Here is a 23,034-nt window from a genome sequence, read left to right as displayed (position 1 = left end):
ACTGCCGGCAAATAATGCAAGGTGATGTAGAATATTTAATAGAAATTTCCCCCCAAACGAGTGATGCCGAAAAATGCAAATCCCCCGACATGGGGTACATAGTTGCAGAATACCCATACTACTTTTGAACTGTACTTAAATACTATCCTGATGAATGTTCGTTTATTCTGTTTTGCTGTATTATTTCTCTTGTTCAATGACACGAATATTTTAGCTAAGGGTAGTAATATTTCATGCACAGTTACAAATGAGCACAATGAAGCAATAACTACTGCAAATGTTGTATTGCTGAATGAAGCAGGTAAGACATTAGTAAAGTCGGGCATTACAGATGAGACAGGAAGATGTGTACTGGATAATGTGGAATATGGCTCATATCAATTGAAAGTAACTATGCTTGGGTATCTCCCTTATAGTAATGAGCATATAACTGTGGATGAGCAGGACATGACACTACCGCCGATAGTACTGAAGCAGAAGGACAATAAGCTGAAAGAAGTAACTGTCAGGGGGCAGAAGCCACTGATAGAGATACATGCAGATAAGCTGGTAGTGAATGTCGAGAACAGCATTGTAAATACAGGTTCAACTGCACTTGAAATACTGGCACGCTCTCCCGGTGTAAATGTCGACCAGAATGACAATATAAGCATAAAGGGTAAACAAGGGGTGAATGTAATGATAGACGGCAAGTCGATGGTAGTGTCAGGAACCGATCTTGCCAATATGCTCAAGAGTATGCCTTCTAACGCTATCAGCCAGGTGGAGATCATCAGCAACCCCGGCGCGAAATATGATGCAGCGGGTGTAGCAGGGATCATTAATATTCGTACAAAACGCGATCGGAATATGGGAATGAACGGTAGTGTGAATGCAGGATATGCACAGGGCGTTTATCCAAAATACAATGCAGGAATCAACCTCAATTACAGGAATAAGAAGATCAGCGGGTACGTGAGCTATAACTATTCACGTCGCTGGTGGTTCAACCACCTGGAACTGAACAGGCGTTTTTATGCGCCCAACAGTGATGCGTTCCAGTTTGCTTATGTGCAGGACAACTTTATGAAGATGCCGGTAGATAATCACAATAGTACATTCGGGTTGGATTATAGCATTGGCAAAAGAACGATCATTGGCATAGCAGGTACGGGCGGCATAAATACATTTACACGCCAATCGGCAAACACCTCCCGGGCATTGGATGGGAATGAGCAACTGATATACAACTTCAATAGCAATGGCGGCCAGAACCAGGAGTATTACAACTATTCAGGCAATGCTAACCTGCGGCATCGTTTTAATGATAAAGGTGAGAGCCTGAATATTGATGTAGACTACGCACGTTACTGGAATCACTCACTGCAGGATTTTGTAACCGATTATACAAAGGCCGATGGCAGCAGTTATCAGCCATCTTATTTTATGCGCAGCGATATGAATGGTATTACCCAGATACGGGCATTGAAGTCAGATTACTCGTTACCCCTGAATGATAAGACTAATTTTGACGCAGGCATAAAAACTACTTATGTCACCTCCGATAATGAGCCCCTTTTTTATGAAAAGACAACTGGTGATTATACACTGGACCTGAAAAGGAGTAATCATTTTATTTACAGGGAGAACATAAATGCCGCTTATGTGAACTATAACAGGAAGTGGGAAAAATGGAGTACACAAATAGGTCTGCGTACAGAGAATACGAACGTAGAGGCGGAACAACTAACATTAGACAGTTTGTATAAAACCAGCTACACACAGTTATTCCCCAGCCTTGCTGTACAGCGCAATCTTAATGATAAACACGACCTGGGTATTACGCTTAGCAGGAGGATACAACGCCCCAATTACCAACAATTGAACCCTTTCAAATTCTTTATTGATAATACCACCTATAAAGCTGGCTATCCTTATTTGCGGCCGGCACTAACCTATGCGGCGGAATTATCGCATACATTCAGGAAGAAATTTATTACTACGCTCAGTTACAGTATCACCAATAATAACATTACACAGGTGGTGCAGCCAAGCGAGACTGAGGATTCTATAACAGTGCAGACGGATAAGAACCTGGCAAGGGTCAATTCGTTCAGCTTGTCCGCCTCTTATCCATTCCAGGTAACAAAATGGTGGAGTAACGTAAACAACTTTACAGGCTGGTATTCACACTTCAGTGGTTTCCTGGCCAATACCAATTTAAGTAATGGCTCGCCTGCCTTCTCTGTATATACCAATAATAATTTTACACTGGGCAAAGGTTTCAGGGCTGAGCTTACCTTCTGGTACCAATCAAGGCAGATATATGGCTTCTTCGACCTGAAATCGATGTGGACACTGGGCGCCGGTATACAAAAAAGTGTATTTAAAGATAAAGGAACGATACGACTGAACGCCAATGATATTTTCTGGCGTGGCCTTCCCCGCGCCACATCTGTGTACAACGCCTATAAAGAAGACTTTACAGTAAAACGCGAATCCAGGCAGATAGCTCTGTCATTCAGCTATCGCTTTGGAGATAAAAGATTACAACCTGCACGAAGGCGTACCGGTGGTGCCGACGATGAAATGAACCGGGTAGGTAGTGCAGGCTCATAACAAGCATATTCGCATATCCATATAACCAAATGGAAAGAACCTGTAATGCAGGTGCTGTAAGAATCCCCTTAGCTAATGTTCTTCAACATTAATAGCAAGGGGCTTTTTATTTGAATTGGCTGCCGTCGATACCCATCCATTCCAGTGCGTTCTCGTACAGCAATTTATCTTTCAACTGTTGCGAAAAACTATCCATACTCTCAATAAGTTTGCCGGGGTGATGCTCTCCAAGAGGGAAAGGATAATCGCTACCCATACATACTTTGTCACCGCCCATAGTGTCTACAATGTATTGCAGTGCTTTGTCGTCGTGTGTCAGTGCATCTATCCAGAATTTGCCTATATAATTGCGGGGATTTACATCGTTGTCAATGGCACATAGGTCCGGGCGAACGTTAAAGCCGTGTTCTATCCGTCCGATAGTAAAAGGGAAGCTACCGCCGCCATGCGCAAATGCTACACGCAGTTTAGGGTGGCGCTCAAATACACCTGCGAATATCATAGAGCTGATAGCACGTGCCGTTTCGGCCGGCATAGCCACCAGCCACGGCAGCCAGTATTTGGTTATGTCCGCTTCGCCCATCATCTCCCACGGGTGTACGAATATGGCACAACCTAACTCTTCAGCAGCCTGCCAGAAGGGTTCAAATTCAGGGTCGCCCAGGTTCTTTTTATTGATGTTGGAACCTATCTCCAGGCCAGGCATTTTCAGCTCTTTTACACAACGCTCCATTTCTTTTATCGCCAGGTCTATATCCTGCAACGGAACGGTACCGATACCTGCAAACCGTGTTGGGTGCAGGTCAACACATTGTGCAATATGATCGTTGAAGAAGCGACTGGTTTCCAGTCCGTGCTCCGGTTTCGCCCAGTAGTTGAACAGTACCGGGATGGTAGATAACACTTGCACGCCTACTTCGGTCATATCCATTTCTTTGGTGCGCGCATTCGGATCCCAGCAGTTCTCTTCTACTTCCCTGAAGAATTTATCTCCTTTGATCATCCTTGCGCAGCATGGCTTATGATGCTCCAGGTGAATAAAATCTCCATATCCGAATTTGCTGAACCAATCCGGGATATGTTCCGGCATGATGTGTGTATGTATATCTATCTTTTTCAAAATCGTAATATTATTATCTGGAACTATAAGGTTACAAAAGTAACAATAATGACGGGCTTTTGCCTGTGGGCTTATTGCGGAGCGACACTGGAGTGGTGCTGAATGATCTTGTCATTCTGTATCACCAGTGTATACCTTGCAGACACACGGTGAGGTTTACGCTTAACGGTCCACGAAAAAATATAAATGCCCGATTCTACGGTAATATCTTCCAGCATTTGCGTAGTGGCATCAATGATCTCAACTTTAAATTCCGGTTTTGCCAGGAACTCGGCGAAATATTCTTTTATCTGTCCTGCAGTCTTCTTCATCTGGCTCGACATGGACGGGATCAGTATTGCATGAGGGCTGTACAGGCCTATAACATGTGTCACGTCATGCGTATTCATAGCCGCGGCCCATTGCTCAATGGCCAGCGGACCCTCAGTTTGCTTTTTTACCATGCAGCGTAAAGTTTTTGAACACTGATAACTGGATAATGGAGGACGATATAAAACTGTTGGCACCTGTTTTGTCATATTGGTGCATATGTGCCAGTTGTATATTGCAGTCGGGATTGAACTTGTATCCCAGGCCTGTGTACAGCCAGTTACGGGCAAATGAGTTAGGCATAAAGTTGTTGCTCTGGTTGATCCAAAGTTCATCAAAACCACTGAAGAAAATACTGTTCCTGTCCTTATTTATTTTCAGGATATCGAACGATACGATGAATCGGTAACGGAAACGGTTGGCATAGTCCGTTCCGTTGATGTAATGTTCATCAGCCGGAGAAGCCGGAGCTTCGATGTGGCCTATCCATCTTTGCTCAAACCTGAACCTGTGTTGTAAAGTGACTTTGCCGATATTAGACTTGAGCATAACCTGCTCCCAGATATTGTGTTCATTTCGGGGGATAGGCTGGCTGTATGGTACATATGGCCATGAACGTACAAAGGAATAACCCAGCGATAATTCTACACCCTTTTGTAAGTGGTAATCAACAGACGGGCGGACAATGACCGTTCCCTGGTTGCTCAGAAAGCTGCCTGTACGTTCATGCAGTTCATTGGTAAGGGTGAATTTGTCAGAAATATTTACCCTGTTGACAACAAGGAACCAGGTATTTATATCTCCTTTGGTTACTGTTTGTGCCTTTGCATCAATTGCAAAGGTTAATAATGTCGCACATGTTATTAATACTCCTGTAAAAAACCTCATTCCACTCTTTTTATTATTCACTGATTATTTTACACCATCTCGTAGACGATGGCTGCGCCCTGCCCGACACCTATGCACATAGTGGCAAGTCCATATCTGCCGCCACGTTTTTTTAGTTCGTATAGCAGTGTAGTTGAGATACGTGTGCCGCTGCAACCTAAAGGATGGCCGATGGCAATAGCACCACCATTCACATTTACTTTGTTCTCATCCAGTCCCAGCTCTTGCATACAGGGTATGCCCTGCGCGGCAAACGCCTCGTTCAGCTCTACCAGGTCAAGGTCTGCAGCGGTAATGCCGGCTCGTTTCAGCGCTTTCTGCGATGCCGGAATAGGGCCTATACCCATTACTGCCGGGTCAACACCGGCAATACCCATGCTTACAATTTTAGCTATTGGTTTCAGGTTGTACTTCTTTACCGCATCTGCCGAAGCAAGTATCATAGCGGCAGCACCATCATTCACACCGCTTGAGTTGCCCGCGGTTACAGTGCCATCTTTTTTAAAAGCAGGTTTCAAGCTGCTCAATGCTTCCATTGATGTTTCACGAGGATGTTCATCTGTATCGAACACCATTGTCTTACCCTTACCCAGTTGTACAGTGTAAGGGGTGATCTCGTCTTTGAATTTGCCAGCGGCATGCGCGGCAAAATATCTTTCCTGGCTTTGCAGTGCGAACTTGTCCTGTGCTTCACGCGATACATGATAGCGCTCGGCAACATTCTCTGCTGTTTCGCCCATGCTATACGGATGGTGCAGGGCACTAAGTGCTTTGTTCACAAAACGCCAGCCAATAGTTGTATCATATATTTCCGGTACACGGCTGAAGGCTTTGTCTGCTTTGGCCATTACAAAAGGAGCGCGACTCATACTCTCCACACCGCCTGCTATATAGATGTCACCATCGCCGCACATAATAGCGCGCGATGCGTCCATGATCGCCTGTAGTCCTGATGCGCACAAACGGTTGACGGTATTGCCCCCGACAGTTACAGGCAGACCTGCCAACAATGCAGCCATGCGGGCAACGTTACGGTTGTCTTCGCCGGCCTGGTTGGCAGCACCTGCAATAACATCCTCTATCTCATTCACATCAATAGAAGGGTTACGCTCTATCAATGTCTTGATGACGTGAGCCAACAGGTCGTCAGGACGAACAGAGCTCAATGCTCCGCCATATTTTCCTACTGCGGTACGTGTGGCGTCTACTACAAAAACTTCTTTCATATTTTATTAATCAGCTGTGGTTGATTATTAATTTATTTATCACTTGCAATGTTTGCATTCATTGCGGGTTGTTTTTTTGAATAGCTGAACATCAAATGAACTGCTCAGCTAATCGTCAAGGTTCTTAAACAAAAGGTTGGGACTTTTCAGCCTCTCCATCAGCTAATGCACAAATGAGCCTATCTGGGCCAGGGCGTTATTCAGATCCTCGATAATGTCTTCTACCGTTTCCAGTCCTACACTCATACGTATCAATCCGTCAGTAATGCCGAATGTCGCACGATCTTCGGGTTTTACACCGGCATGTGTTGTAGAGGCAGGGTGAGACAATAGGGTATCGCATGTGCCTAATGAAACAGCATTGGTGCAAAGATTCAGGTGGTTCATGAATTTTTTACCTGCTTCGAATCCTCCTTTCAGCTCAAAGCTCATCAGTGCTCCGGGGTGTTTCATCTGTGCCTGTGCTATTTCATGATCAGGATGAGACTCAAGGCCCAGGTAGTTTACTTTGGCCACCAGCGGATGTTGTGCCAGGAAGTCCGCCACCTTTTGAGCGTTCAGGCAGTGGCGTTCCATACGCAGGCAGAAAGTACGAAGCCCGTTGGTGAGCAGGAATGCTTCAAACGCATTACAATTAGCACCTAATAGCCTATGCTTTTTGGTCACCACTGTATTCATCTTTTCAATGTCGCGGCCTATAAGCACACCACCAACAGCCGTACCATGCCCGTTCAGGAATTTTGTGGTGCTGTGCATCACATAGTCCACATCGTATTTAAAAGGCTGTTGCAGGTAGGGCGTAGCAAAAGTATTGTCGGCACAAACGGTTAAACCATACGATTTGCCTAAAGTACTTAGTATGGCAATATCAATGCACTGCAGCGTTGGGTTGGCTGGTGTCTCTATATACATCATGCTGATAGCATCATCAGCCTTAATAGCTTCTTCTACCTCGTAGATGTTATGGAAGTTTACGATCACGACTTCGATACCCAGGTCGGGTAACACCTTGTCGAATAATTCCTGTGTGCCGCCGTATAAAGAATGATGGGTGATGAGTTTTTCACCTGCTTTCAGGTTGCTCAATACCATGGTAGTAATAGCCGCCATGCCCGATGAATGCAGGATCGCTTTCAATTCCAACTGCTCGCCGTGTGAATTCTTAATGCCATAGGCCTCCATCATAGCTATCTTCTCTTCAGCCTCGTTGATGGTAGGGTTGCCGAAACGGCCATATACATAACCCTTTTCTTTTCCCTGGAAAATATCAACGGCCTGCTCCGCACTGTCAAATGTGTAGGTGCTTGATGCGTAGATGGGTGTGAGATGTGCGCGGTTACTTTCTTCTTTATGCCCGCCATGTATGCAGATGGTCTCAAAACCTTTGTCGTGCAGTTGCTTCATCGGTTGTAATTTGTGTGTGCAAAGGTACGGCTATTAACTAAAAAAGCAGCCCCGTGGTTCACAGGGCTGCTTTTTTATATTGATATTTTTGTTTATTTCTTGCGTGTGAAAACCACTTCCATCGATTTGAACTCTTTGCCGTTCATCGTATTGTACATTTCCATTTTGTAGCTGTCATTGCTTGTATAGGTAACCACTTCGCGGAAAGGTAGTTGTTTGCCGGCCATAGGGTCGGTGGCCATACCTTTGAACTCAATACTCTTAGTAGCCTCGTTCCATGTACCTTCACTATACATCACTCCCGTACTCATATTATCTATCCACGTATTCATGAATACTTTTTTTACATTGTCGTAGCCGGTCATTGATTCGCCCTGGAAAGGCATACCCTGGAAATCTCCTGAGAAGATAGACTTCTGGTAGTGGTCGGCCATGTACATATCATTGGTCACATTGGCAGTACTTTCCATTGCAGGTGTGCCGGGAGCCATCCACATTTTAGTGCTGGCTTCCCAAAAACCATTGTATTTTCCAAGCATCTTATGCATGGCACCCGGGGTAGCATAGTCCATCCATGCCTTCATATCATCTTCGCTTTGGGCATAGGAGTTCAGGCTCAGGGCTATTGCAGTTGCAAAAACTAATAACTTTTTCATATGTGAAATATTTTGTTGCAAAATACTGAATTCAGGCATATCAAAACAATAAAGTACCTTCATTTATCATTATTTAAGAATTATGAAGGAGTTATTGCTGCGTTATGCCCGGTATAACGTTTGGGCCAATGCACAGTTTGCTGATGTTTTACTGAAACTTACCGATGAACAACTGGATATGGAGATAACCAGCAGTTTCCCCACTATACGCAAAACAGTGTACCATATGTGGAGTGCTGAGGATATATGGATGCAGCGCCTGTACCTGGCAGAGCAGCCTGTATGGGCCGAAGGTGTATTTCAAGGTAGTTTTGATGATGTGATCAGTAACTGGAGAACTGTCTCGGCTGATTTGCTGGCATTTGTTGAAAAACAATTCAGCGATGATTCGTTCGCGCACGTCATGCAGTATTACAACCTGAAGAAGCAGTCTGTTAAAGTGCCTGTACATGTAGGCCTCATGCAGGTGTTCAACCATGCCACTTATCATCGCGGGCAATTAGTGACGATGCTGCGCCAGGCAGGGATAAAAAAAATACCGTCAACAGATTATTACCTTTTTGCCATAAAGGGTTAATTGCCGGCCTTGTTTTTACTTTTACTATTGGGTTTAATACCTTTTTTATTATTTCTGCTGCTGTAGTTATCCTCTTTGTGCTCGCGACTGTCCATATCATCTCTTATTTCCGGGCGGTGGGCACTTACTTTACCTACAGTACTGTTTTGTTTTTTCCCGGTTTTCATAATTCTGTGTTTCCTGCAATTTAATACATATGTTTGTTTAAATAGGTGATTTTTGTCATGTGTTCATTGGTGTAAGTATCTGTAAAATTATATATGTGTATTAATGTTCCGGCAGACTTTTATTAAGCCCTTACATACTGTATCTTCGCTTTGTTCGTTATATTTACCGAATACATTACATGCGGATAAAACAAATAATAATACTTGCTCTTGGTGTTTTGTTTTTTCAACAGGCAAAAGCACAACGCAAGGTGATGAATATGCCTGAACATGACCAGAAGGCTTATTATTTTGGTATCACTTTTGGTACTAATTTTTCTACCTACCGCATAAAACACAGCCAGAGTTTTATTAATAACGACACTTTTAAATACATACAACCCGGTTACGGGCCCGGATTTAACCTCGGGCTGATGGGCAACCTGCGCCTGAACGACCTGATAGACCTGCGTTTTGTTCCGTCATTAGCCTTTGCTGAGAAAAAAGTAGGATTAAGTGTGCGCGATATTGCAGGCAATGACAGTATCTCCAACCGTACGGTAGAGTCTATCTACATGCATATGCCGTTGCAACTGAAGTTCAAAAGCGACAGGATCAAGAATTTTCGTTTTTATGGGTTGACGGGCTTTAAGTTTGATTATGATATGGCGGCCAATGCGCGTTCGCGCCGTAAAGATGAATTCATTAAAGTATCGGCTGCAGATTTTGGTGCAGAACTGGGTGTTGGTTTCGAGTTCTATTATCCCAACTTTATTTTCTCTCCGGAAATAAAGATCAGCCAGGGGCTGGGCAACCAGATATACCATGATGGCAGTATTCCGCTCAGCAACGCCATTGACGCTCTAAGTACAAGGATGATCGTTATATCCATCCACCTGGAGGGCTAGTTATCCACTGTTTTGCATAGTAATATGGCTGCAGGGGCTGTGCTACGCCTCAAGTATTGCCTTCATGTCGTAAAAGCAGAAAATGCCTTCTTTGAACAGGGATTCCTGTATCTCTTTACTTGTTGTGTTCCTGATTACGGGAATGTTGTCTGTTGGTTCGTGTGTCATCGGGTCTGAAATGATATTTTCTTCTGTTACCATATTCTGTGCGAGATTAGCGATCTTAAAAGGAGCTGTGTTGTCTTTCCCGGTTGTAGTATTATCTCCATGTCCGAAATAATAACCCGGGTTTGCCGCGTTCAAAGCATGTATGCATTGATGTACCAGCGTATTGCATATGCTGTGTACAGGGCGGTTCACGGTCATCTTATTTATATGTATGATAGATGGGTTCAGCGGGTCGTCGTAAGCATGTGCGCTTTTGGCGAAAGGTAAAGGCCAATACAGGTCGACTAACAAGTGCAGGTCGGATGAATGGATCATGTCAGCTATTTTTTGTGGAGATATATCGGCCATATCAAATTGTTTAATATTATAAATAGCATCAAGGAAGGGGGTATAAGTAAACAGGTTGTTTGCATAGGTTACCGCCGCCTTGATCGTATCATTTGCACCTTTGTAGTCTATAGTTATCATCAGTCTCAGCTCATTTGTCGTTTCAGGATGATGGGTTTACAGGAAAAGAGGATAATTCTTGTAAACCGGTATGCCATCAGACATGACTGCCGTATGGATACAAATGTCTTGTTATTACTTTTTCAGCACAACGGGAAAATGTGCAAAAAGGTGGGGGTATTTTTCACGGGGTCGGTTTGAATTGTATTTTGTAAATAATTTACTTTGTAACACACTAAAACAAACACTATGCCGGTAAGGATAAGAATAGGAGATAACTCAGACGACCCAAGGGTCATCAGCTTGCAGGATTATGTGGACGGACGCGCCAATTTTACCCTGCATTATTATTACTCACCCACTCAGCAGGAATTTGGCGGCCAGGTAATAGGCATCCAGTGGGATGACCTGCAGAATGCCGTGGATTCATTTATCAAAGACACGGGCACTGCTGCTACGAATGTCGCCCTGCGGTTTGTACATTGTTTTATGCCGGGCCTTTCAGAAGCCCCTGCAGTGCTGTTCTTAAGGTTGCAGATATGTGGCATGACCCCTTCTGCAGAACCACCACCACCGGGCGTCAGCCAGGTGTACGACCTGGACACTACAGGTGCCCTGTGGTACGAGATAAGTGAAGGAAGTTTTATTTCCACCACAGACCAGACGTTATTTGGCACGGTATACCTGTCTAACTTCTACTATAAAGCAGATCCAGCATCGGCCGACTTGATGCCGCTCACAGACGGTCCTGCTGCATTTGTGAAGAACCTGGTCCTGCCATGGGGCAATGAGATATTGCAGATGTATCTGAATAATGGCTCACCTGCCGGTGCCGGTATTAATTTTGCTGCGTGTTCTTATGTTGCTACACCTGAACATGCTAATGTAGAATGGCCGCATGGTATGGTGGTATACCTTACTAACAGTACCGGTCAGCCAATGCTGGATAATGATAACTACGCCACTATATTTCATAACAAAGGGGCTGATTATGGAACTATGTGCCCGCCAAATTGTAATGTATACCTGGAGCCGGATATATAGAGAACTGTTGACCTAATATTATGTCTATTGATTTTATATTATTGGTGATAGTAAAAAGTATTGCTTTTGCTCTATTAGTACGTTATTGGAAGACTTTGCCTATTGCCTATAAATTGGTGATACTGCCTGCAGCTCTTTCACTGGTTGTAGAGGTAGTTGGCCGTTATATAGCTCTGGTTTTGCAACAGAGTAATGTTTGGATATTCAATATATATGCACTGATTCAAATGTTATTATTAGGTACCGCAGGATACTTATTTGCTGATAGGAAAGTGCTGAAACAGGTTATTCTGTCGTTGATGATTACCTGTACCTTATTTTGGATTTGGTATGCGGTCTATATTGATATACGGACACTGTTTAACTGGTTTTTTGTTACGTCTTCATTAGCTGTTGTGGTAACATACATTCTAGTTATTATAGACAAAGCTTTATTTAGGGGACAGAAGATATTTACACAACCACTTTTTTTAATAAGTATATCATACATTATATTCAGTGCGAGTGTTATTCCGTTGTTCGGTGTTATGAATATGCTTATAAATACAAATATGGATGTCGCACGCTCTCTTTTTACCATCAATAGAGTTGCCAATATTCTTTGTTTCGCATTAATCACTATTGCTTTCTATCTTTATTGTAAGCAAGAGATGAGAGGATATGTTCGCCAATGATATAGCACTTACTGTACTAGTTACTACTTTATTGATATTACTGCTGATTGCCGGTGTCATCATTACGATGATACTGGCCAATCGCAGGCATGTGCAGCAGGAAGTAAAGATGACTCAGATGCAGGTGGATTATGAGAAGGAGCTACGCCTGGTAGAGAATGAAGTACAGGAACAGGTGCTGTCAAACGTAGCCCGCGAACTGCACGATAATATAGGCCAGTTACTCACCCTGATAAGGTTACAGTTGGAGCAGGAAAAACTGGATAGTGATGAGATGACCACTAAATTGGCCCCGATAGATGCGACACTTACCGATACCATAGACCAGGTACGTCTGTTGAGTCATAATTTGAATACGGATTACCTGGAAACCAACGGACTGGGCTATGCAATCAGCAAGGAAGTAGACAGGCTATCTAAATTGAAGAGGATAAAAGTGCACTGGGATACAGATGACGGGGAACCTGGAATGGACAAAGGGCGTCGTATTATGATATTCCGCATGGTGCAAGAGATATTGAACAACGCCATGAAACATGCGGCTGCTAAAAATATTACCATACAAATGAGATCAACCGGTGGGTTTCAACTGTCAATAGCTGACGATGGTAAAGGGTTTGACATAGACAAGGTGTCGGCTGAAGGTCGTGGCTCCGGTTTGCAAAACCTGGTGAAGCGAGCAAAGCTGGCAGGTGTAGATTTTGATATAAAAAGTACTGTTGGTAAAGGGAGTATCTTTACATTTACAGAAATCCGCACATAAACTATGTCACATAGCACGGAAATATTTCTTGTAGATGATCACCCGATAGTCCGCAACGGACTTAAGGCACTCATAGAACGACTGGGCAATTATAAGGTTACAGGTGAATATGATAATGGAGAGGAGTTAATGAACGATTATCCTTTTGCCCATCCACCGTCATTGATCATTATGGACCTGATGATGCCGGTAATGGATGGTACGGAAACAGTTGCAGCACTTAAAAAGCATAATGCAAAGTACCCGGTACTTATGTTAACATTAGAAACGGATGAGCGCACCATCATCAACCTGTTTCGCATGGGTATCAGGGGCTATTTGCCCAAGAGCAGTACAGCCGAGGTATTGCGTAAGGCAATAAGTGATGTACTGACCACCGGCTTTTATCATAATGAAATGCTCGCAAAAGCATTGTTGTCGGTAGATAGTTCAGAGCCTGATGAACGGCAGGCAATCATCAACCAGGTAAGTGGCCGCGAACGGGATTTCCTGAAATTGGTTTGTGATGAAAAGGAGCCTACCTACGAACAAATAGCCGAAATTATGGCAGTAAGCAGGCGCACAGTGGATGGTTACCGTGAGTCTCTGTTCAATAAATTCAATATTAAATCTAAAACAGGATTGGTGATGTTTGCCATTAAGTACGGTATTGTAAAACCTGAGTAAACAACATAAAAAAGCCCCGTAAAAACGGGGCCTTCTGTATGTAACAGGTAAACGATACGAAAATCACTTAAAGGTAATTATTTTTTCCAATAATTCATCTTTTCCTATATAACCCATATGGCTCCAAACCAGCTTTTTGTTTTTGTACATAAGCAGGGTTGGTAGCCCGGTAATATTCAACTGCTCAGATAAGGCAGTGTTCTGGTCAGCATCTATCTTATGCAGGTTTAATACTTTGGCTTGTTCTTCAGCTATTTCTTTCAGGAAAGGGGTCATTTTTTTACATGGGCCACACCATGGGGCGTAAAAATCTATCAGAACAAGTTTGTCGGTATTCTGCAGGTTGGTATAGTCTTGCATGGTCATACCTTTCAATTCACTGGCATGGTTGCTACTGCTACCTGCCGTTTCGAGCGGTAGGCCGGCCCTTCTCCATTGCATAATACCGCCATCCAGCTCATATACATCACTAAAACCCATATCGCGCAGTGCATTGGCTGCCGAATGGCTCCTGCCGCCCGAAAGGCAATATACGAATGTTGGTTTCGACTTGTCCAGCTTGCCGGCTTCGCTCATAAAGCTGCTGTTGTTCCAGTCCAGATTACGCGCGTTTTTTATATAACCCTCTTTAAACTCTCCGGGCGTACGCACGTCCAGTACCACTTTGTCTTTTGTATCATTCATCAACTTTTGAAAAGCGCTGGCATCCAGTACTTTGCCCTTGGGCGACGAGGTACATGAAAAGAAGCTGAGCGTCAGCAATAATGATAAAGCAAGTATTCTATGCATTATGATCCGTAGTTTTATTATGTGTAAAAATAAGTCTTAATGATCAGGCGTATTGTTCTATTATTTGTTTCAGTTGGTTGGCCGGTACAACACCGCTCTGCCGCCATTTTACCTGTCCGTTCCGGAACAGTATCAATGTTGGTACACCTGATACCTGGTAAGCCTGCGCTGCTGAGGGGTTCCTGTCTACGTCTACTTTTATGATATTGGCCTTATCACCTATCTTGTTCTTCAGGTCAGAAAGTATAGGAGCCATCATCTTGCAGGGTCCGCACCATTCTGCTGAAAAATCAACCAGTACAGGTTTGTCTGAGTTGATAAGTGCCTGGAATGAGTTTTGTGCCATTTTATCCGTTGTTTAATGTACAAATATCCGCATAATACTGAAGCGATACAGCAACTTATGTTACACAAGCGGCTATTTAGGCTTTTTGTAACATAAGTTGCTATACTTGCCATTCAGATTTGCGCTCTTTGCAAAGTATTCAACGGGTAGGATATGTAACCTGATGTTTGTCAGGATGTTCAATGACAATGGTCATAAATACCCGATTGCGATACAGGTAATTTTAAAAATCTAAAATCTCATAAATATGGATACCAATGAAATGAGTATGATGCCGAGGATAGGCGATCAGGCTCCTGATTTTGAAGCAGTTACTACGATCGGCAAACTGAAATTCAGCGATTATAACAAAGATAGCTGGGTGATATTATTCTCTCACCCTGCCGATTTTACACCCGTATGTACAACCGAGATGTCGGCTTTTGCGCAGGAAGAAGAATATTTCGCATCTAAGAATACCAAACTCATGGGGTTGAGTATTGACAGTATTCACTCGCACATAGCCTGGGTGAATAATGTAAAGAAGAATATGGGCATATTGATGAAATTCCCCATTATTGCTGATATAGATATGAAAGTGGCCAAACTGTATGGTATGCTGCAGCCAGGCGAAAGTGAGACTGCTGCTGTACGCGCCGTATTCTTTATGGATCCTACCGGGAAAATAAGGCTCATTATGTACTATCCGCTGAATGTGGGACGTAACATGAATGAGATTAAGCGTGTGTTGGACGCACTACAAACCAGCGATAAGAATAAAGTGGCTATTCCGCTGAACTGGCAACCCGGCGACAAAGTAATAGTGCCGCCGCCAAAAACAGTTGATGAAATGGAAGACAGGGAGAAAAGTGATTACGAAATGGTAGATTTCTACCTGGCCAAAAAAACACTATAGTACAGGTGAATACCAGAAAAGCCGTTGGTAATGAATTTACCCCGGCTTTTCATTTTTTACCCTGTGCGATACATTTTTTGTATTATATACAGCAATATGGAGATAGCAGGATACATAGCTTCAGTACTCATCGGCCTATCGTTAGGGCTTATCGGTGGCGGAGGTTCTATTTTAACCGTGCCTGTGTTGGTATACCTGTTCGGCGTAGATCCTACCACTGCCACATCCTATTCATTGTTTATTGTCGGCATTACCAGTCTGATAGGAGCGGTGCGTAAATATGCCATCGGGCAGGTGAGTATGAAAACGGCGCAGTTGTTTGGCATTACATCCCTGGTGACCGTATTGCTGGTACGCAGGTATATCATTCCTGCCATACCCGAACACCTGGGTTCTGCAGGCGGGATCATACTTACCAGGTCTATGCTTACCATGGTGCTGTTTGCCATACTTATGCTACTGGCTTCCATATCTATGATAAGAGGCCGTAAGGATGCAGAGGAAAAGGAAAAACCTATAGAGGTGATACCTCTTTTGTTGTATGGTGTCGGCATTGGCATCATTACAGGTCTGCTGGGTGCTGGTGGCGGTTTCCTGTTGATACCCGCATTAATATTCTTCGTGGGCCTGGATATGAAAAAAGCAGTAGGTACATCGCTCGTTATTATTGCTATGAACTCACTGGTGGGTTTTGCAGGGGATATCGGTCATTTTGCTATGGACTGGGTATTGTTGCTCACGGTGTCTGGCATAGCGGTAGGCGGAATATTTGCAGGTATTGTGATCAGTCATAAGGTAGCCGGAAGTAAGCTGAAAAAGGGCTTTGGCTGGTTTGTACTTATTATGGGTATATACATCATTATTAAAGAATTGTTTTTGTCTGCTTAATAGCTTCGTAGCATCCCCTTTTACACCGTTTTTTGTGCGGCATGATTTTTGAATTGATCTTTCATATATGCCTTTTGCGTAACTTTAGGCAAGAGATAAGGGGTTTTAATTATTAAGGGATGAGAGCTTTTACTGTCACAATATTTGTGATGCTGGTTGCTGCCTGTACATTATCTTCATGCACCAAGCTGGCCAGCTACAAAAACTACGATTGTTACTGCAGCCAGGTAGTAAACGGCAATGTGGTTTACGAAGAAACATATGGGGTACAGGCTACCAACTGGTCAGACGCCGGGGTGTATTGCAATGATATAGAAAGCAGGGTAAATGACTACAACGAATCCTCAGGTTTCGACAGGCGGGTTGACTGTAAATTGCGATAATATTCAGCTTCTTTTTCTCTCTGTTTACGAGGCATTTCCCTTACCTTTATTGCTACACCTAAATCGAAATAATGAAATATTCCGTCCTGTTAATATTGGCTTTTGGCGCTGTTGTTGCTCTGTCGGCATGCAAAAAAGATCCGGAACCCGCAGTTATAGTTGACGATACATCAGTCTTTCAACCCGACTTTGAATTCAGCGGGCAGAAGTATGTATACACACCTGTTACCTTTACCAGCAACTTCGAAAAAGACGTTGATTTGACATGGTATTTCAGCGATGTGGTAGAGAAGAAGGTGTATGGCAAAGGAATTACTTATACTTATGACAAGGCAGGAACCTACAAAGTGACCATGGCTGTAACTGACGGTGTAATAGGCTCTGTGTCTAAGTATATTACCATTACCAATGGTCCTGAACGTGTGGGGGGAAAACACAACTGGAATTTCTTTTTGAGAAAGACCAAACATGGCACCAGCCCTACTTTGATACCTACTGAAACCATCAGCACCAGCCTGGAATTGAAGGTAATAGACGACACGACCATACAGATACCTGACATACCGCAGATGAGGTTCCGCGGACCTTATACTGTCAATAAATATGAGGTGACCGATTCCGTACTAATATACAGGAGTAGCGATTGGCAAATGGAGGTGAATTATACGTTTAATACGTCCCTTGCAGGTATCACGCTTATACAGGCCAGCAACGATACTACCTGGAGGCTGGACGGTACGGCTAATATATACCAGTAGTACCAACTAACATTGTCTCCCTGCCGTCTTTTGTAAAAACGGCCTCTTATGATATTGAGATACATATTCTTGCTGATGCTTGCAGGGGGAGTAGCTTTGGCACAGGAGCCTTATGGCGATGGTAAGGTGATACACTCCCGTACTCTTTTTAGCGGCAAAGCTGCTATTGATATCCCTGATAGTTATAGCCTGGCAAGTACCGGTACTGCATTTTATGCTGATGAAAATGGCGAGTCGCTAGTGGACGGAGTGGCGGTATATTCACATAACGGATATAAAGAGGTAGTATCCTGTTTCCTCCTCCGTGATAAGTTGTCGCAACATGATGTAAAGAAAGATTATACAGCTTTTAAAGCCGGTAACAACGGAGATTATCAAAACATACTCCGCGACGAGTTTGTGGCCGAAGGGGATAATAGTTATTACTATTACGAATGTGAGTTAAAAGATGAATTTTATAATGAGTCGGGGGATATTGGTTTTGAGAAAGAAGATGGTACGGTTCTACCCAACTATTTTCTCTGTTATTACGTGCTGCACAATGGCAAAGCAGCACATATAGTCATCCACTATGATGGTAAGATGGCAGGCCAGGCAGATTTTCGTGAACAAGCCTATACAATAATCAGGTCGTTCAGATTTTTATAAAATTGATAATCAGCCGTTTAGCTGAATAGTCCATATGTTAATAAAATTAATCCTGTTAACATCTGCAGATTGTCCGTATATTAGCATTTCAACCGAAAAATAATAAACATGCGTGTACTAAGCCTCTTCGTGCTGTTGGTGTTGTCGTCTGCATTATATGCTAAAACACCCCCCGCCGCTAAAGTAACGTTCGAAAAGCACAACCTTTTCAATGGTAATTTACAGTTAGAGATTCCCGCATCCCTGCAAAAAGACAGGGAATATTATCACTATTGGGACAACTGTCCTGACGGAGGATATACCATCTCATTTTCCAGCGAATGCAATAAAAAGAAAGGTGTGAATATCCAATTGAACATCCACGATTGGATAACTGATCCTGCCCACCTCAACAATCACTACGATCCGCGTAAGCAATGCCTGCACAATGCACAACTGCTGCAGGATACAAGCTATATGATAGGCAATAAACGTTATACTGTAATGGCTACATTGGCTACGCCTGATAACAGTATTGTCAAGCGTGGAGGAACACATACCAACAATTACAACCTTAGCTATTATATCATTGCCGACGGGCGTATGCTGGAGTTCAATTATTATTATTGGGATAAAGATGGCCACGACCTGGAGCGCTGGAAAGATATATCCAACCACATAATCAACTCAATTAAATGGTATAGCCCGGGTTGGGTAACAGCACAACGCTGATATATTGCAAGAGACACATAAATAAATTTAGCCCCGCCAGGAATGGTGGGGCTAATGCTTTTGGTAAACGTGTCAAATGAAGCAATTCAACAACAACTATATAGAAAGGTCATCCTTGTAAAAGGTTGGGTGTTTACATAAGTTTTACAATTCACAAACTATTGGTTAATAATATCTTATGGCCACGGGTGTTGGTCGCCTTTTTCTTCGTTTACTTTCCAGTGCAGCGCCTGCAGGTTATGAATATTATCCGTACCGCCTGCGGCTACGGGAATAATATGGTCTATCTCCCAGCCATATTCAGACCCCCGGTTGCCAAACTCCTGCATATTGATGATATTGCCTGTAGCATCTCGCCGCCATATATCGTCAGGATGCCCTTCTATAATACCTGCTTTGGCCCATACCCGGTTTTTTACTGCTTTGGTGAATTTGTTGCCTGCACAATCGGTGTTTGATTTTCGTATCACGTCTTAAATTATTATCGGTTTAACGCCTTTTTAATTAAAGAATGATTAAATATAAAGAATGTAAGGGATAAGAGGAAATAAATATATCGTTATTTTAATATAAAAAAATATTATTATTTGATAGTAAAATAAACACTTTTATTCAGAGCGAAAATGCTACAAAAAGCAAAGCCACTCTTTGTCAGAGCGGCTCAGCTTACAGGTAAACTTGGTGTCTGCTTGTATAGATAGGTTAAACCGTCAAAAAGGTTGGGGTTTACTTTGAGAATTGTTTAAAATATAAATTGTTGATTAATAATCAATTGAGATAAAGTAGATGTGGCCTTAGGTATAGGTATACAACCATGTACGTATATAAAAATACCCAGTAGTACGTATTGAGTATCAACGATCCGGAAAATATTTTTGTAAAAAATTATTATATGAAAAAAATCACTTTGTTTTTCGCTTTGTTATTATCAGCAGGTATGATGTCTTGTAATAAGAACAATACAACTACTACGCCAACAACACCCACCACCACAAACACAACTCCTGACAATACATGGACGTTGAAAGGTACACAGTACAAAGCTGCGCTTGTGCTGATACACGATAAGAATGTACTCACTGCTACAGACGGTACTCCTTCAGGCAGCAACCCACAGGTAAATTCATTTAATGTATTCTTCAAAAATGTACCTACGGCTGATGGCAACTATAAGGTAGTTTTTAAACCCCAGGATTCATTGGCTGCTGACGAGGTCTTTTTATCTGCCGGTTTATACGCTACATCATCCACATACATGCCCGCAGGTATAGATAATATCACAGCAAAAGTGACAATGGTGAATGGTAAGATTAAGTTCGAACTGCCGGATACAAAGGTGTTCACTACCAAACCATCAGACGATACCACAACACTTTCTGGTGTGATCATCGAGCAATAAATCACATTACCCCTATATAGCAGAAGCCCCGCCTGTAACAGCGGGGCTTTTTATTATGGTCAGGTTCACATTTATTGCTGTGTGGCCGTGTACACCATATCAGTCGTATAGTTGCCGGCTACACAATTCACACCGGGTGTAGCTTTGTATTTTACGGTAAAGGTTTGGTTATTGCCGGGGTTACAATTGTTCAGCAGGGTAACAGGCAGACCCAGTACACTGAAGTTTTGCCAACCGGTTAGCAGGGCACTCAATGGTTGGTTTCCGCCTGTGTTATTATTCACTACCTGTATCTTCATTACAGTACTTACTTTCAATAATGTGCCTATTAACGAACTGCCTGAATAGCTGAAATTGTTAGAAGATGGCTTTACGGTCACTTTGAATTTCTTGTTGGAACGTACGCGTATTTCGTGTGTGCTCGTTTCCACTCCGTTGATCATATCGCTCAGCGAGTTGAACTGCACATTAATGGTGCTGCTGGAATTATCGGTGAATGATATTTCCAATGCGTTGCTCAGGTTCAGGTCGGCGGTTTGTGCCCCGCTGCTGCCTGCGTTCTGTGCAAACGATGTTAAAAATGATATGGCCAGTATGGCCGATAAGGTTATCCTCTTCATGTTTGTTTTGCTTGCTACGGATCACTTCACTCCGCTGTTTGTTTGCAGCACAAATATGCACACTCAATGACCACGCTCCCTAAACTTCGTTAACGGTTAACCTTCACTTTGCATCCTGTTAACAGGCTGATAACAAGTAAGCTATTCTAATTGTATTGTCAAGAGCTATGAGTAGATGACAATACATGATTTTTCATACACCCGGTAAGGTGTTTTCACTCTTGTGGAGGGTATACGGGGTCGGTAGATTTGTGTAAAATATTATACCGATGAGAAAGATCATAATAATACCGTTTTTATGTACCATCATGAGTGGGGTGTCAGCACAGGTTATTGATGTTGAAGAAACTGAAAAGAAAATAAATAATGTTGTGAGAGGGGTTAATGTTTTGTGCAATGCAGTAGAGCCTGTTATAGTTGGCGAAGACACAAATAAAATAGCCACCAGCGGAACGTATAAGAGGTATATTGACCAGTATTTTACCTATTTAAGCTATAGCAGGGGAACACTACCTACCGGCACGTCTGCATCACTTGTATTAGCTGATAAAGAAACACAGCTGAATCTTAACATTAGCAGGAAGGTTGAAGGGAATAGGGGAGGAATATTATTAATGACATCAGGTGTGTCTGCAAAACTGGACAATAATGTGTCGCAGTTATTTAATGGTAATGTACCTCAGTCGGGAACAACTTTTTTCGGAAATTTCGCTTTTCTCCCTAAAAACGGCAGGTTAAGTCGTTCAAAGAAAGGACAAATTATATATGTTACGGATTATTTTGATGAACATGGTAATCATACAAGTCCATTAGAAATAATGCATAAGAAGAGAGCTGTGCTTAAAGAAGCCTACTGCAACAAATACCAGGCAGAGTTCGTTAGTAAATACACTGCTATTTTAGACAGGTGGGAAGAACTTAACGGTATGAATCTTGAAGCCTTGAACTCAGTAGAGGTTATAGCTGTATTGAAGGAGAAAGAGGCTCTTGAAAAAACGTTGCGTGATGCAGGATTGTTAGATAAATCTGCGGAGAAGATAGCAAATGAGGTGATCAAAAAATACACCAACGAGTTGTATGACTTAGAAATTGAGGATGCATCATGGCTGTCTGTAAGTTTCTTCTGGTGGAGTGGGGGTATAACATATACCAGGGAGGCGTATGATACTTATAACAGCAATGCTCCTTTATCTAAAAGATTCTCAACACAGGATTTTGACGCGCTTGGATTGAATATTGCTGCCAACTGGTTCAAAGAGAAATTTGAGAAGCAGGGACTGATTCAATCATACTACGCTAATATTGGCTATGCACCTAAAAGAACCAATTCAATTGCAGGGCTTAAAAGCCAGGAAATTCTGAGAAGTATCAATAACAGTCCCGGCAATGATACAATGTATCTGATACAGTCATCCAAAAAGGCTAAGAATGTTACAAATGTAAATTACGAAACGAATATCAAGCATGTGTTTAGTGGTACATACACGGCTATGTTTGGAGAAAATAAAAGCTCTGGTTTGAATTTTTCTGCTCAATTGATTGTCTCTCCGATCTCAAAGCCGGTTTATAATACACATATCGGGTATCTGGTCAGGTTGTTAAATAATCAACATGATCCGGAAGATAAGAAGAGTAAAGCGAGGATCAATTTTGAGGTTTTCCTGGAATTGCCTGATATGACAGACGTTGCAAAAACTAACAACACCATATGGGAAAACGGCATTATTGGAATCAATACATCAGTACCATTTAACAAGATATTCTTTAAATAATTAAAACATAATCATTATGGCTAAGGTTGTATTAATGAACATTAGATTTCATGAAGACGCAGTGCAAAACGCGTATTTTGTTGAGGCAAAGCCTGCTAACAGATGGGTAAGGGTCGGCGGTCCTTTTAATACAAGGGATCAGGCTGTTAGCTTTGCAAAAAATTATTCCATTACTAATCATGTCCAGTCCCGGGTAGTCACTTCGATGTGATTTCCTGTCTGAAGATTGTT

At 42.6% G+C, this 23,034-nt stretch carries 27 protein-coding genes; 15 read left to right on the top strand and 12 right to left on the bottom strand.

Going from position 1 to position 23,034, the window contains the following annotated elements; translation table 11 throughout:
- Positions 1–150 precede the first annotated feature (150 nt).
- The gene (locus tag H6550_14285; protein ID MCB9047298.1) at positions 151–2,598 is read left to right on the top strand and encodes an outer membrane beta-barrel protein; all 2,448 of its coding nucleotides are present in this window, start codon (positions 151–153) and stop codon (positions 2,596–2,598) included.
- 106 nt (positions 2,599–2,704) lie between these two features.
- Here the strand turns inward: H6550_14285 and H6550_14280 are convergent, their stop codons facing one another.
- The 6 genes from H6550_14280 to H6550_14255 form a co-directional block, all read right to left on the bottom strand.
- Positions 2,705–3,727, bottom strand: a complete 1,023-nt coding sequence (locus tag H6550_14280; GenBank protein ID MCB9047297.1) for an amidohydrolase — start codon at positions 3,725–3,727, stop codon at positions 2,705–2,707.
- A gap of 62 nt (positions 3,728–3,789) precedes the next feature.
- Positions 3,790–4,161, bottom strand: coding sequence for a DUF4440 domain-containing protein (locus tag H6550_14275; protein ID MCB9047296.1), 372 nt, complete (start codon positions 4,159–4,161; stop codon positions 3,790–3,792).
- Entirely contained in the window at positions 4,142–4,915 is a 774-nt protein-coding gene (locus H6550_14270; GenBank protein MCB9047295.1) for a DUF2490 domain-containing protein, read from the bottom strand. Before H6550_14270 ends, H6550_14275 begins: the two co-directional genes overlap by 20 nt.
- A gap of 29 nt (positions 4,916–4,944) precedes the next feature.
- Positions 4,945–6,141 (bottom strand): acetyl-CoA C-acyltransferase, encoded by a 1,197-nt coding sequence (locus H6550_14265; GenBank protein ID MCB9047294.1) that lies wholly within the window; start codon positions 6,139–6,141, stop codon positions 4,945–4,947.
- A 162-nt stretch (positions 6,142–6,303) separates the two neighbouring features.
- Entirely contained in the window at positions 6,304–7,545 is a 1,242-nt protein-coding gene (locus H6550_14260; protein ID MCB9047293.1) for a PLP-dependent transferase, read from the bottom strand.
- A 92-nt stretch (positions 7,546–7,637) separates the two neighbouring features.
- Entirely contained in the window at positions 7,638–8,201 is a 564-nt protein-coding gene (locus H6550_14255) for a DUF1579 domain-containing protein (GenBank protein ID MCB9047292.1), read from the bottom strand.
- Between the two features lie 82 nt (positions 8,202–8,283).
- On the opposite strand from H6550_14255, the gene H6550_14250 reads away from it, so the two are divergent.
- Positions 8,284–8,778 carry a DUF664 domain-containing protein gene (locus H6550_14250; GenBank protein MCB9047291.1) on the top strand — a complete coding sequence of 165 codons (495 nt, stop codon included), beginning with the start codon at positions 8,284–8,286 and terminating at the stop codon, positions 8,776–8,778.
- Here H6550_14250 and H6550_14245 read toward each other — a convergent pair.
- Entirely contained in the window at positions 8,775–8,945 is a 171-nt protein-coding gene (locus H6550_14245) for a hypothetical protein (GenBank protein MCB9047290.1), read from the bottom strand. The genes H6550_14250 and H6550_14245 overlap by 4 nt on opposite strands.
- A 179-nt stretch (positions 8,946–9,124) precedes the next feature.
- Between H6550_14245 and H6550_14240 the strand changes: the two genes are divergently transcribed.
- Positions 9,125–9,832, top strand: coding sequence for a PorT family protein (locus tag H6550_14240; GenBank protein MCB9047289.1), 708 nt, complete (start codon positions 9,125–9,127; stop codon positions 9,830–9,832).
- A gap of 42 nt (positions 9,833–9,874) precedes the next feature.
- Here H6550_14240 and H6550_14235 read toward each other — a convergent pair whose 3' ends face one another.
- Positions 9,875–10,468 (bottom strand): hypothetical protein, encoded by a 594-nt coding sequence (locus H6550_14235; protein MCB9047288.1) that lies wholly within the window; start codon positions 10,466–10,468, stop codon positions 9,875–9,877.
- A 228-nt stretch (positions 10,469–10,696) separates the two neighbouring features.
- Between H6550_14235 and H6550_14230 the strand changes: the two genes are divergently transcribed.
- From H6550_14230 to H6550_14215, 4 genes are read left to right on the top strand one after another with little or no spacing between them, the layout of a single operon-like run.
- The gene (locus H6550_14230; protein MCB9047287.1) at positions 10,697–11,491 is read left to right on the top strand and encodes a hypothetical protein; all 795 of its coding nucleotides are present in this window, start codon (positions 10,697–10,699) and stop codon (positions 11,489–11,491) included.
- 20 nt (positions 11,492–11,511) lie between these two features.
- Positions 11,512–12,165 carry a hypothetical protein gene (locus H6550_14225; protein ID MCB9047286.1) on the top strand — a complete coding sequence of 218 codons (654 nt, stop codon included), beginning with the start codon at positions 11,512–11,514 and terminating at the stop codon, positions 12,163–12,165.
- Positions 12,152–12,928 (top strand): hypothetical protein, encoded by a 777-nt coding sequence (locus H6550_14220; GenBank protein ID MCB9047285.1) that lies wholly within the window; start codon positions 12,152–12,154, stop codon positions 12,926–12,928. The genes H6550_14225 and H6550_14220 overlap by 14 nt, the downstream gene beginning before the upstream one ends.
- A gap of 3 nt (positions 12,929–12,931) precedes the next feature.
- Positions 12,932–13,594 carry a response regulator transcription factor gene (locus H6550_14215; protein MCB9047284.1) on the top strand — a complete coding sequence of 221 codons (663 nt, stop codon included), beginning with the start codon at positions 12,932–12,934 and terminating at the stop codon, positions 13,592–13,594.
- A 63-nt stretch (positions 13,595–13,657) separates the two neighbouring features.
- Here H6550_14215 and H6550_14210 read toward each other — a convergent pair whose 3' ends face one another.
- Positions 13,658–14,383, bottom strand: a complete 726-nt coding sequence (locus tag H6550_14210) for a thioredoxin fold domain-containing protein (protein MCB9047283.1) — start codon at positions 14,381–14,383, stop codon at positions 13,658–13,660.
- A gap of 43 nt (positions 14,384–14,426) precedes the next feature.
- Positions 14,427–14,729, bottom strand: a complete 303-nt coding sequence (gene trxA, locus H6550_14205; protein MCB9047282.1) for a thioredoxin — start codon at positions 14,727–14,729, stop codon at positions 14,427–14,429.
- Positions 14,730–15,000: 271 nt separating this feature from the next.
- On the opposite strand from trxA, the gene H6550_14200 reads away from it, so the two are divergent.
- The 6 genes from H6550_14200 to H6550_14175 all read left to right on the top strand — a co-directional run bounded on the left by H6550_14200 (position 15,001) and on the right by H6550_14175 (position 19,012).
- A complete protein-coding gene (locus H6550_14200; protein ID MCB9047281.1) occupies positions 15,001–15,624 on the top strand; it encodes a peroxiredoxin in 624 nt (207 codons plus the stop codon).
- 96 nt (positions 15,625–15,720) lie between these two features.
- Entirely contained in the window at positions 15,721–16,512 is a 792-nt protein-coding gene (locus H6550_14195; GenBank protein ID MCB9047280.1) for a sulfite exporter TauE/SafE family protein, read from the top strand.
- Positions 16,513–16,631: 119 nt separating this feature from the next.
- Positions 16,632–16,895 (top strand): hypothetical protein, encoded by a 264-nt coding sequence (locus H6550_14190; protein MCB9047279.1) that lies wholly within the window; start codon positions 16,632–16,634, stop codon positions 16,893–16,895.
- Between the two features lie 71 nt (positions 16,896–16,966).
- Entirely contained in the window at positions 16,967–17,653 is a 687-nt protein-coding gene (locus H6550_14185) for a PKD domain-containing protein (GenBank protein ID MCB9047278.1), read from the top strand.
- 48 nt (positions 17,654–17,701) lie between these two features.
- Positions 17,702–18,301 (top strand): hypothetical protein, encoded by a 600-nt coding sequence (locus H6550_14180; protein MCB9047277.1) that lies wholly within the window; start codon positions 17,702–17,704, stop codon positions 18,299–18,301.
- 108 nt (positions 18,302–18,409) lie between these two features.
- The gene (locus H6550_14175) at positions 18,410–19,012 is read left to right on the top strand and encodes a hypothetical protein (protein ID MCB9047276.1); all 603 of its coding nucleotides are present in this window, start codon (positions 18,410–18,412) and stop codon (positions 19,010–19,012) included.
- Positions 19,013–19,188: 176 nt separating this feature from the next.
- Here H6550_14175 and H6550_14170 read toward each other — a convergent pair whose 3' ends face one another.
- On the bottom strand, positions 19,189–19,341 hold the full coding sequence (locus H6550_14170) for an HNH endonuclease (GenBank protein MCB9047275.1): 153 nt from the start codon (positions 19,339–19,341) through the stop codon (positions 19,189–19,191).
- Positions 19,342–19,904: 563 nt separating this feature from the next.
- Here H6550_14170 and H6550_14165 point away from each other — a divergent pair.
- Complete coding sequence (locus H6550_14165) at positions 19,905–20,411, top strand: hypothetical protein (GenBank protein MCB9047274.1); 507 nt, start codon at positions 19,905–19,907, stop codon at positions 20,409–20,411.
- Positions 20,412–20,482: 71 nt separating this feature from the next.
- Here H6550_14165 and H6550_14160 read toward each other — a convergent pair whose 3' ends face one another.
- Entirely contained in the window at positions 20,483–21,031 is a 549-nt protein-coding gene (locus H6550_14160; protein MCB9047273.1) for a hypothetical protein, read from the bottom strand.
- Between the two features lie 269 nt (positions 21,032–21,300).
- Between H6550_14160 and H6550_14155 the strand changes: the two genes are divergently transcribed.
- The gene (locus H6550_14155; GenBank protein ID MCB9047272.1) at positions 21,301–22,803 is read left to right on the top strand and encodes a hypothetical protein; all 1,503 of its coding nucleotides are present in this window, start codon (positions 21,301–21,303) and stop codon (positions 22,801–22,803) included.
- Positions 22,804–23,034: the final 231 nt, after the last annotated feature.

Source organism: Chitinophagales bacterium, assembly GCA_020636495.1.
Lineage (GTDB): Bacteria > Bacteroidota > Bacteroidia > Chitinophagales > Chitinophagaceae > UBA5543.
Note: the sequence above shows the minus strand (reverse complement) of the source record. Positions and strands in the feature narration are given on the sequence as shown.

Bases quoted from the DNA above. Each gene is read 5' to 3' on its own strand.
- H6550_14155 (MCB9047272.1), top strand. From the start codon at position 21,301: ATGAGAAAGATCATAATAATACCGTTTTTATGTACCATCATGAGTGGG.
- H6550_14175 (MCB9047276.1), top strand. From the start codon at position 18,410: ATGCGTGTACTAAGCCTCTTCGTGCTGTTGGTGTTGTCGTCTGCATTA.
- H6550_14235 (MCB9047288.1), bottom strand. From the start codon at position 10,468: ATGATAACTATAGACTACAAAGGTGCAAATGATACGATCAAGGCGGCG.
- H6550_14230 (MCB9047287.1), top strand. From the start codon at position 10,697: ATGCCGGTAAGGATAAGAATAGGAGATAACTCAGACGACCCAAGGGTC.
- trxA (MCB9047282.1), bottom strand. From the start codon at position 14,729: ATGGCACAAAACTCATTCCAGGCACTTATCAACTCAGACAAACCTGTA.
- H6550_14225 (MCB9047286.1), top strand. From the start codon at position 11,512: ATGTCTATTGATTTTATATTATTGGTGATAGTAAAAAGTATTGCTTTT.
- H6550_14270 (MCB9047295.1), bottom strand. From the start codon at position 4,915: ATGAGGTTTTTTACAGGAGTATTAATAACATGTGCGACATTATTAACC.
- H6550_14200 (MCB9047281.1), top strand. From the start codon at position 15,001: ATGCCGAGGATAGGCGATCAGGCTCCTGATTTTGAAGCAGTTACTACG.
- H6550_14260 (MCB9047293.1), bottom strand. From the start codon at position 7,545: ATGAAGCAACTGCACGACAAAGGTTTTGAGACCATCTGCATACATGGC.
- H6550_14220 (MCB9047285.1), top strand. From the start codon at position 12,152: ATGTTCGCCAATGATATAGCACTTACTGTACTAGTTACTACTTTATTG.
- H6550_14285 (MCB9047298.1), top strand. From the start codon at position 151: ATGAATGTTCGTTTATTCTGTTTTGCTGTATTATTTCTCTTGTTCAAT.
- H6550_14180 (MCB9047277.1), top strand. From the start codon at position 17,702: ATGATATTGAGATACATATTCTTGCTGATGCTTGCAGGGGGAGTAGCT.
- H6550_14255 (MCB9047292.1), bottom strand. From the start codon at position 8,201: ATGAAAAAGTTATTAGTTTTTGCAACTGCAATAGCCCTGAGCCTGAAC.
- H6550_14190 (MCB9047279.1), top strand. From the start codon at position 16,632: ATGAGAGCTTTTACTGTCACAATATTTGTGATGCTGGTTGCTGCCTGT.
- H6550_14170 (MCB9047275.1), bottom strand. From the start codon at position 19,341: ATGCAGGAGTTTGGCAACCGGGGGTCTGAATATGGCTGGGAGATAGAC.
- H6550_14160 (MCB9047273.1), bottom strand. From the start codon at position 21,031: ATGAAGAGGATAACCTTATCGGCCATACTGGCCATATCATTTTTAACA.
- H6550_14185 (MCB9047278.1), top strand. From the start codon at position 16,967: ATGAAATATTCCGTCCTGTTAATATTGGCTTTTGGCGCTGTTGTTGCT.
- H6550_14245 (MCB9047290.1), bottom strand. From the start codon at position 8,945: ATGAAAACCGGGAAAAAACAAAACAGTACTGTAGGTAAAGTAAGTGCC.
- H6550_14165 (MCB9047274.1), top strand. From the start codon at position 19,905: ATGAAAAAAATCACTTTGTTTTTCGCTTTGTTATTATCAGCAGGTATG.
- H6550_14215 (MCB9047284.1), top strand. From the start codon at position 12,932: ATGTCACATAGCACGGAAATATTTCTTGTAGATGATCACCCGATAGTC.
- H6550_14275 (MCB9047296.1), bottom strand. From the start codon at position 4,161: ATGGTAAAAAAGCAAACTGAGGGTCCGCTGGCCATTGAGCAATGGGCC.
- H6550_14210 (MCB9047283.1), bottom strand. From the start codon at position 14,383: ATGCATAGAATACTTGCTTTATCATTATTGCTGACGCTCAGCTTCTTT.
- H6550_14265 (MCB9047294.1), bottom strand. From the start codon at position 6,141: ATGAAAGAAGTTTTTGTAGTAGACGCCACACGTACCGCAGTAGGAAAA.
- H6550_14195 (MCB9047280.1), top strand. From the start codon at position 15,721: ATGGAGATAGCAGGATACATAGCTTCAGTACTCATCGGCCTATCGTTA.
- H6550_14250 (MCB9047291.1), top strand. From the start codon at position 8,284: ATGAAGGAGTTATTGCTGCGTTATGCCCGGTATAACGTTTGGGCCAAT.
- H6550_14240 (MCB9047289.1), top strand. From the start codon at position 9,125: ATGCGGATAAAACAAATAATAATACTTGCTCTTGGTGTTTTGTTTTTT.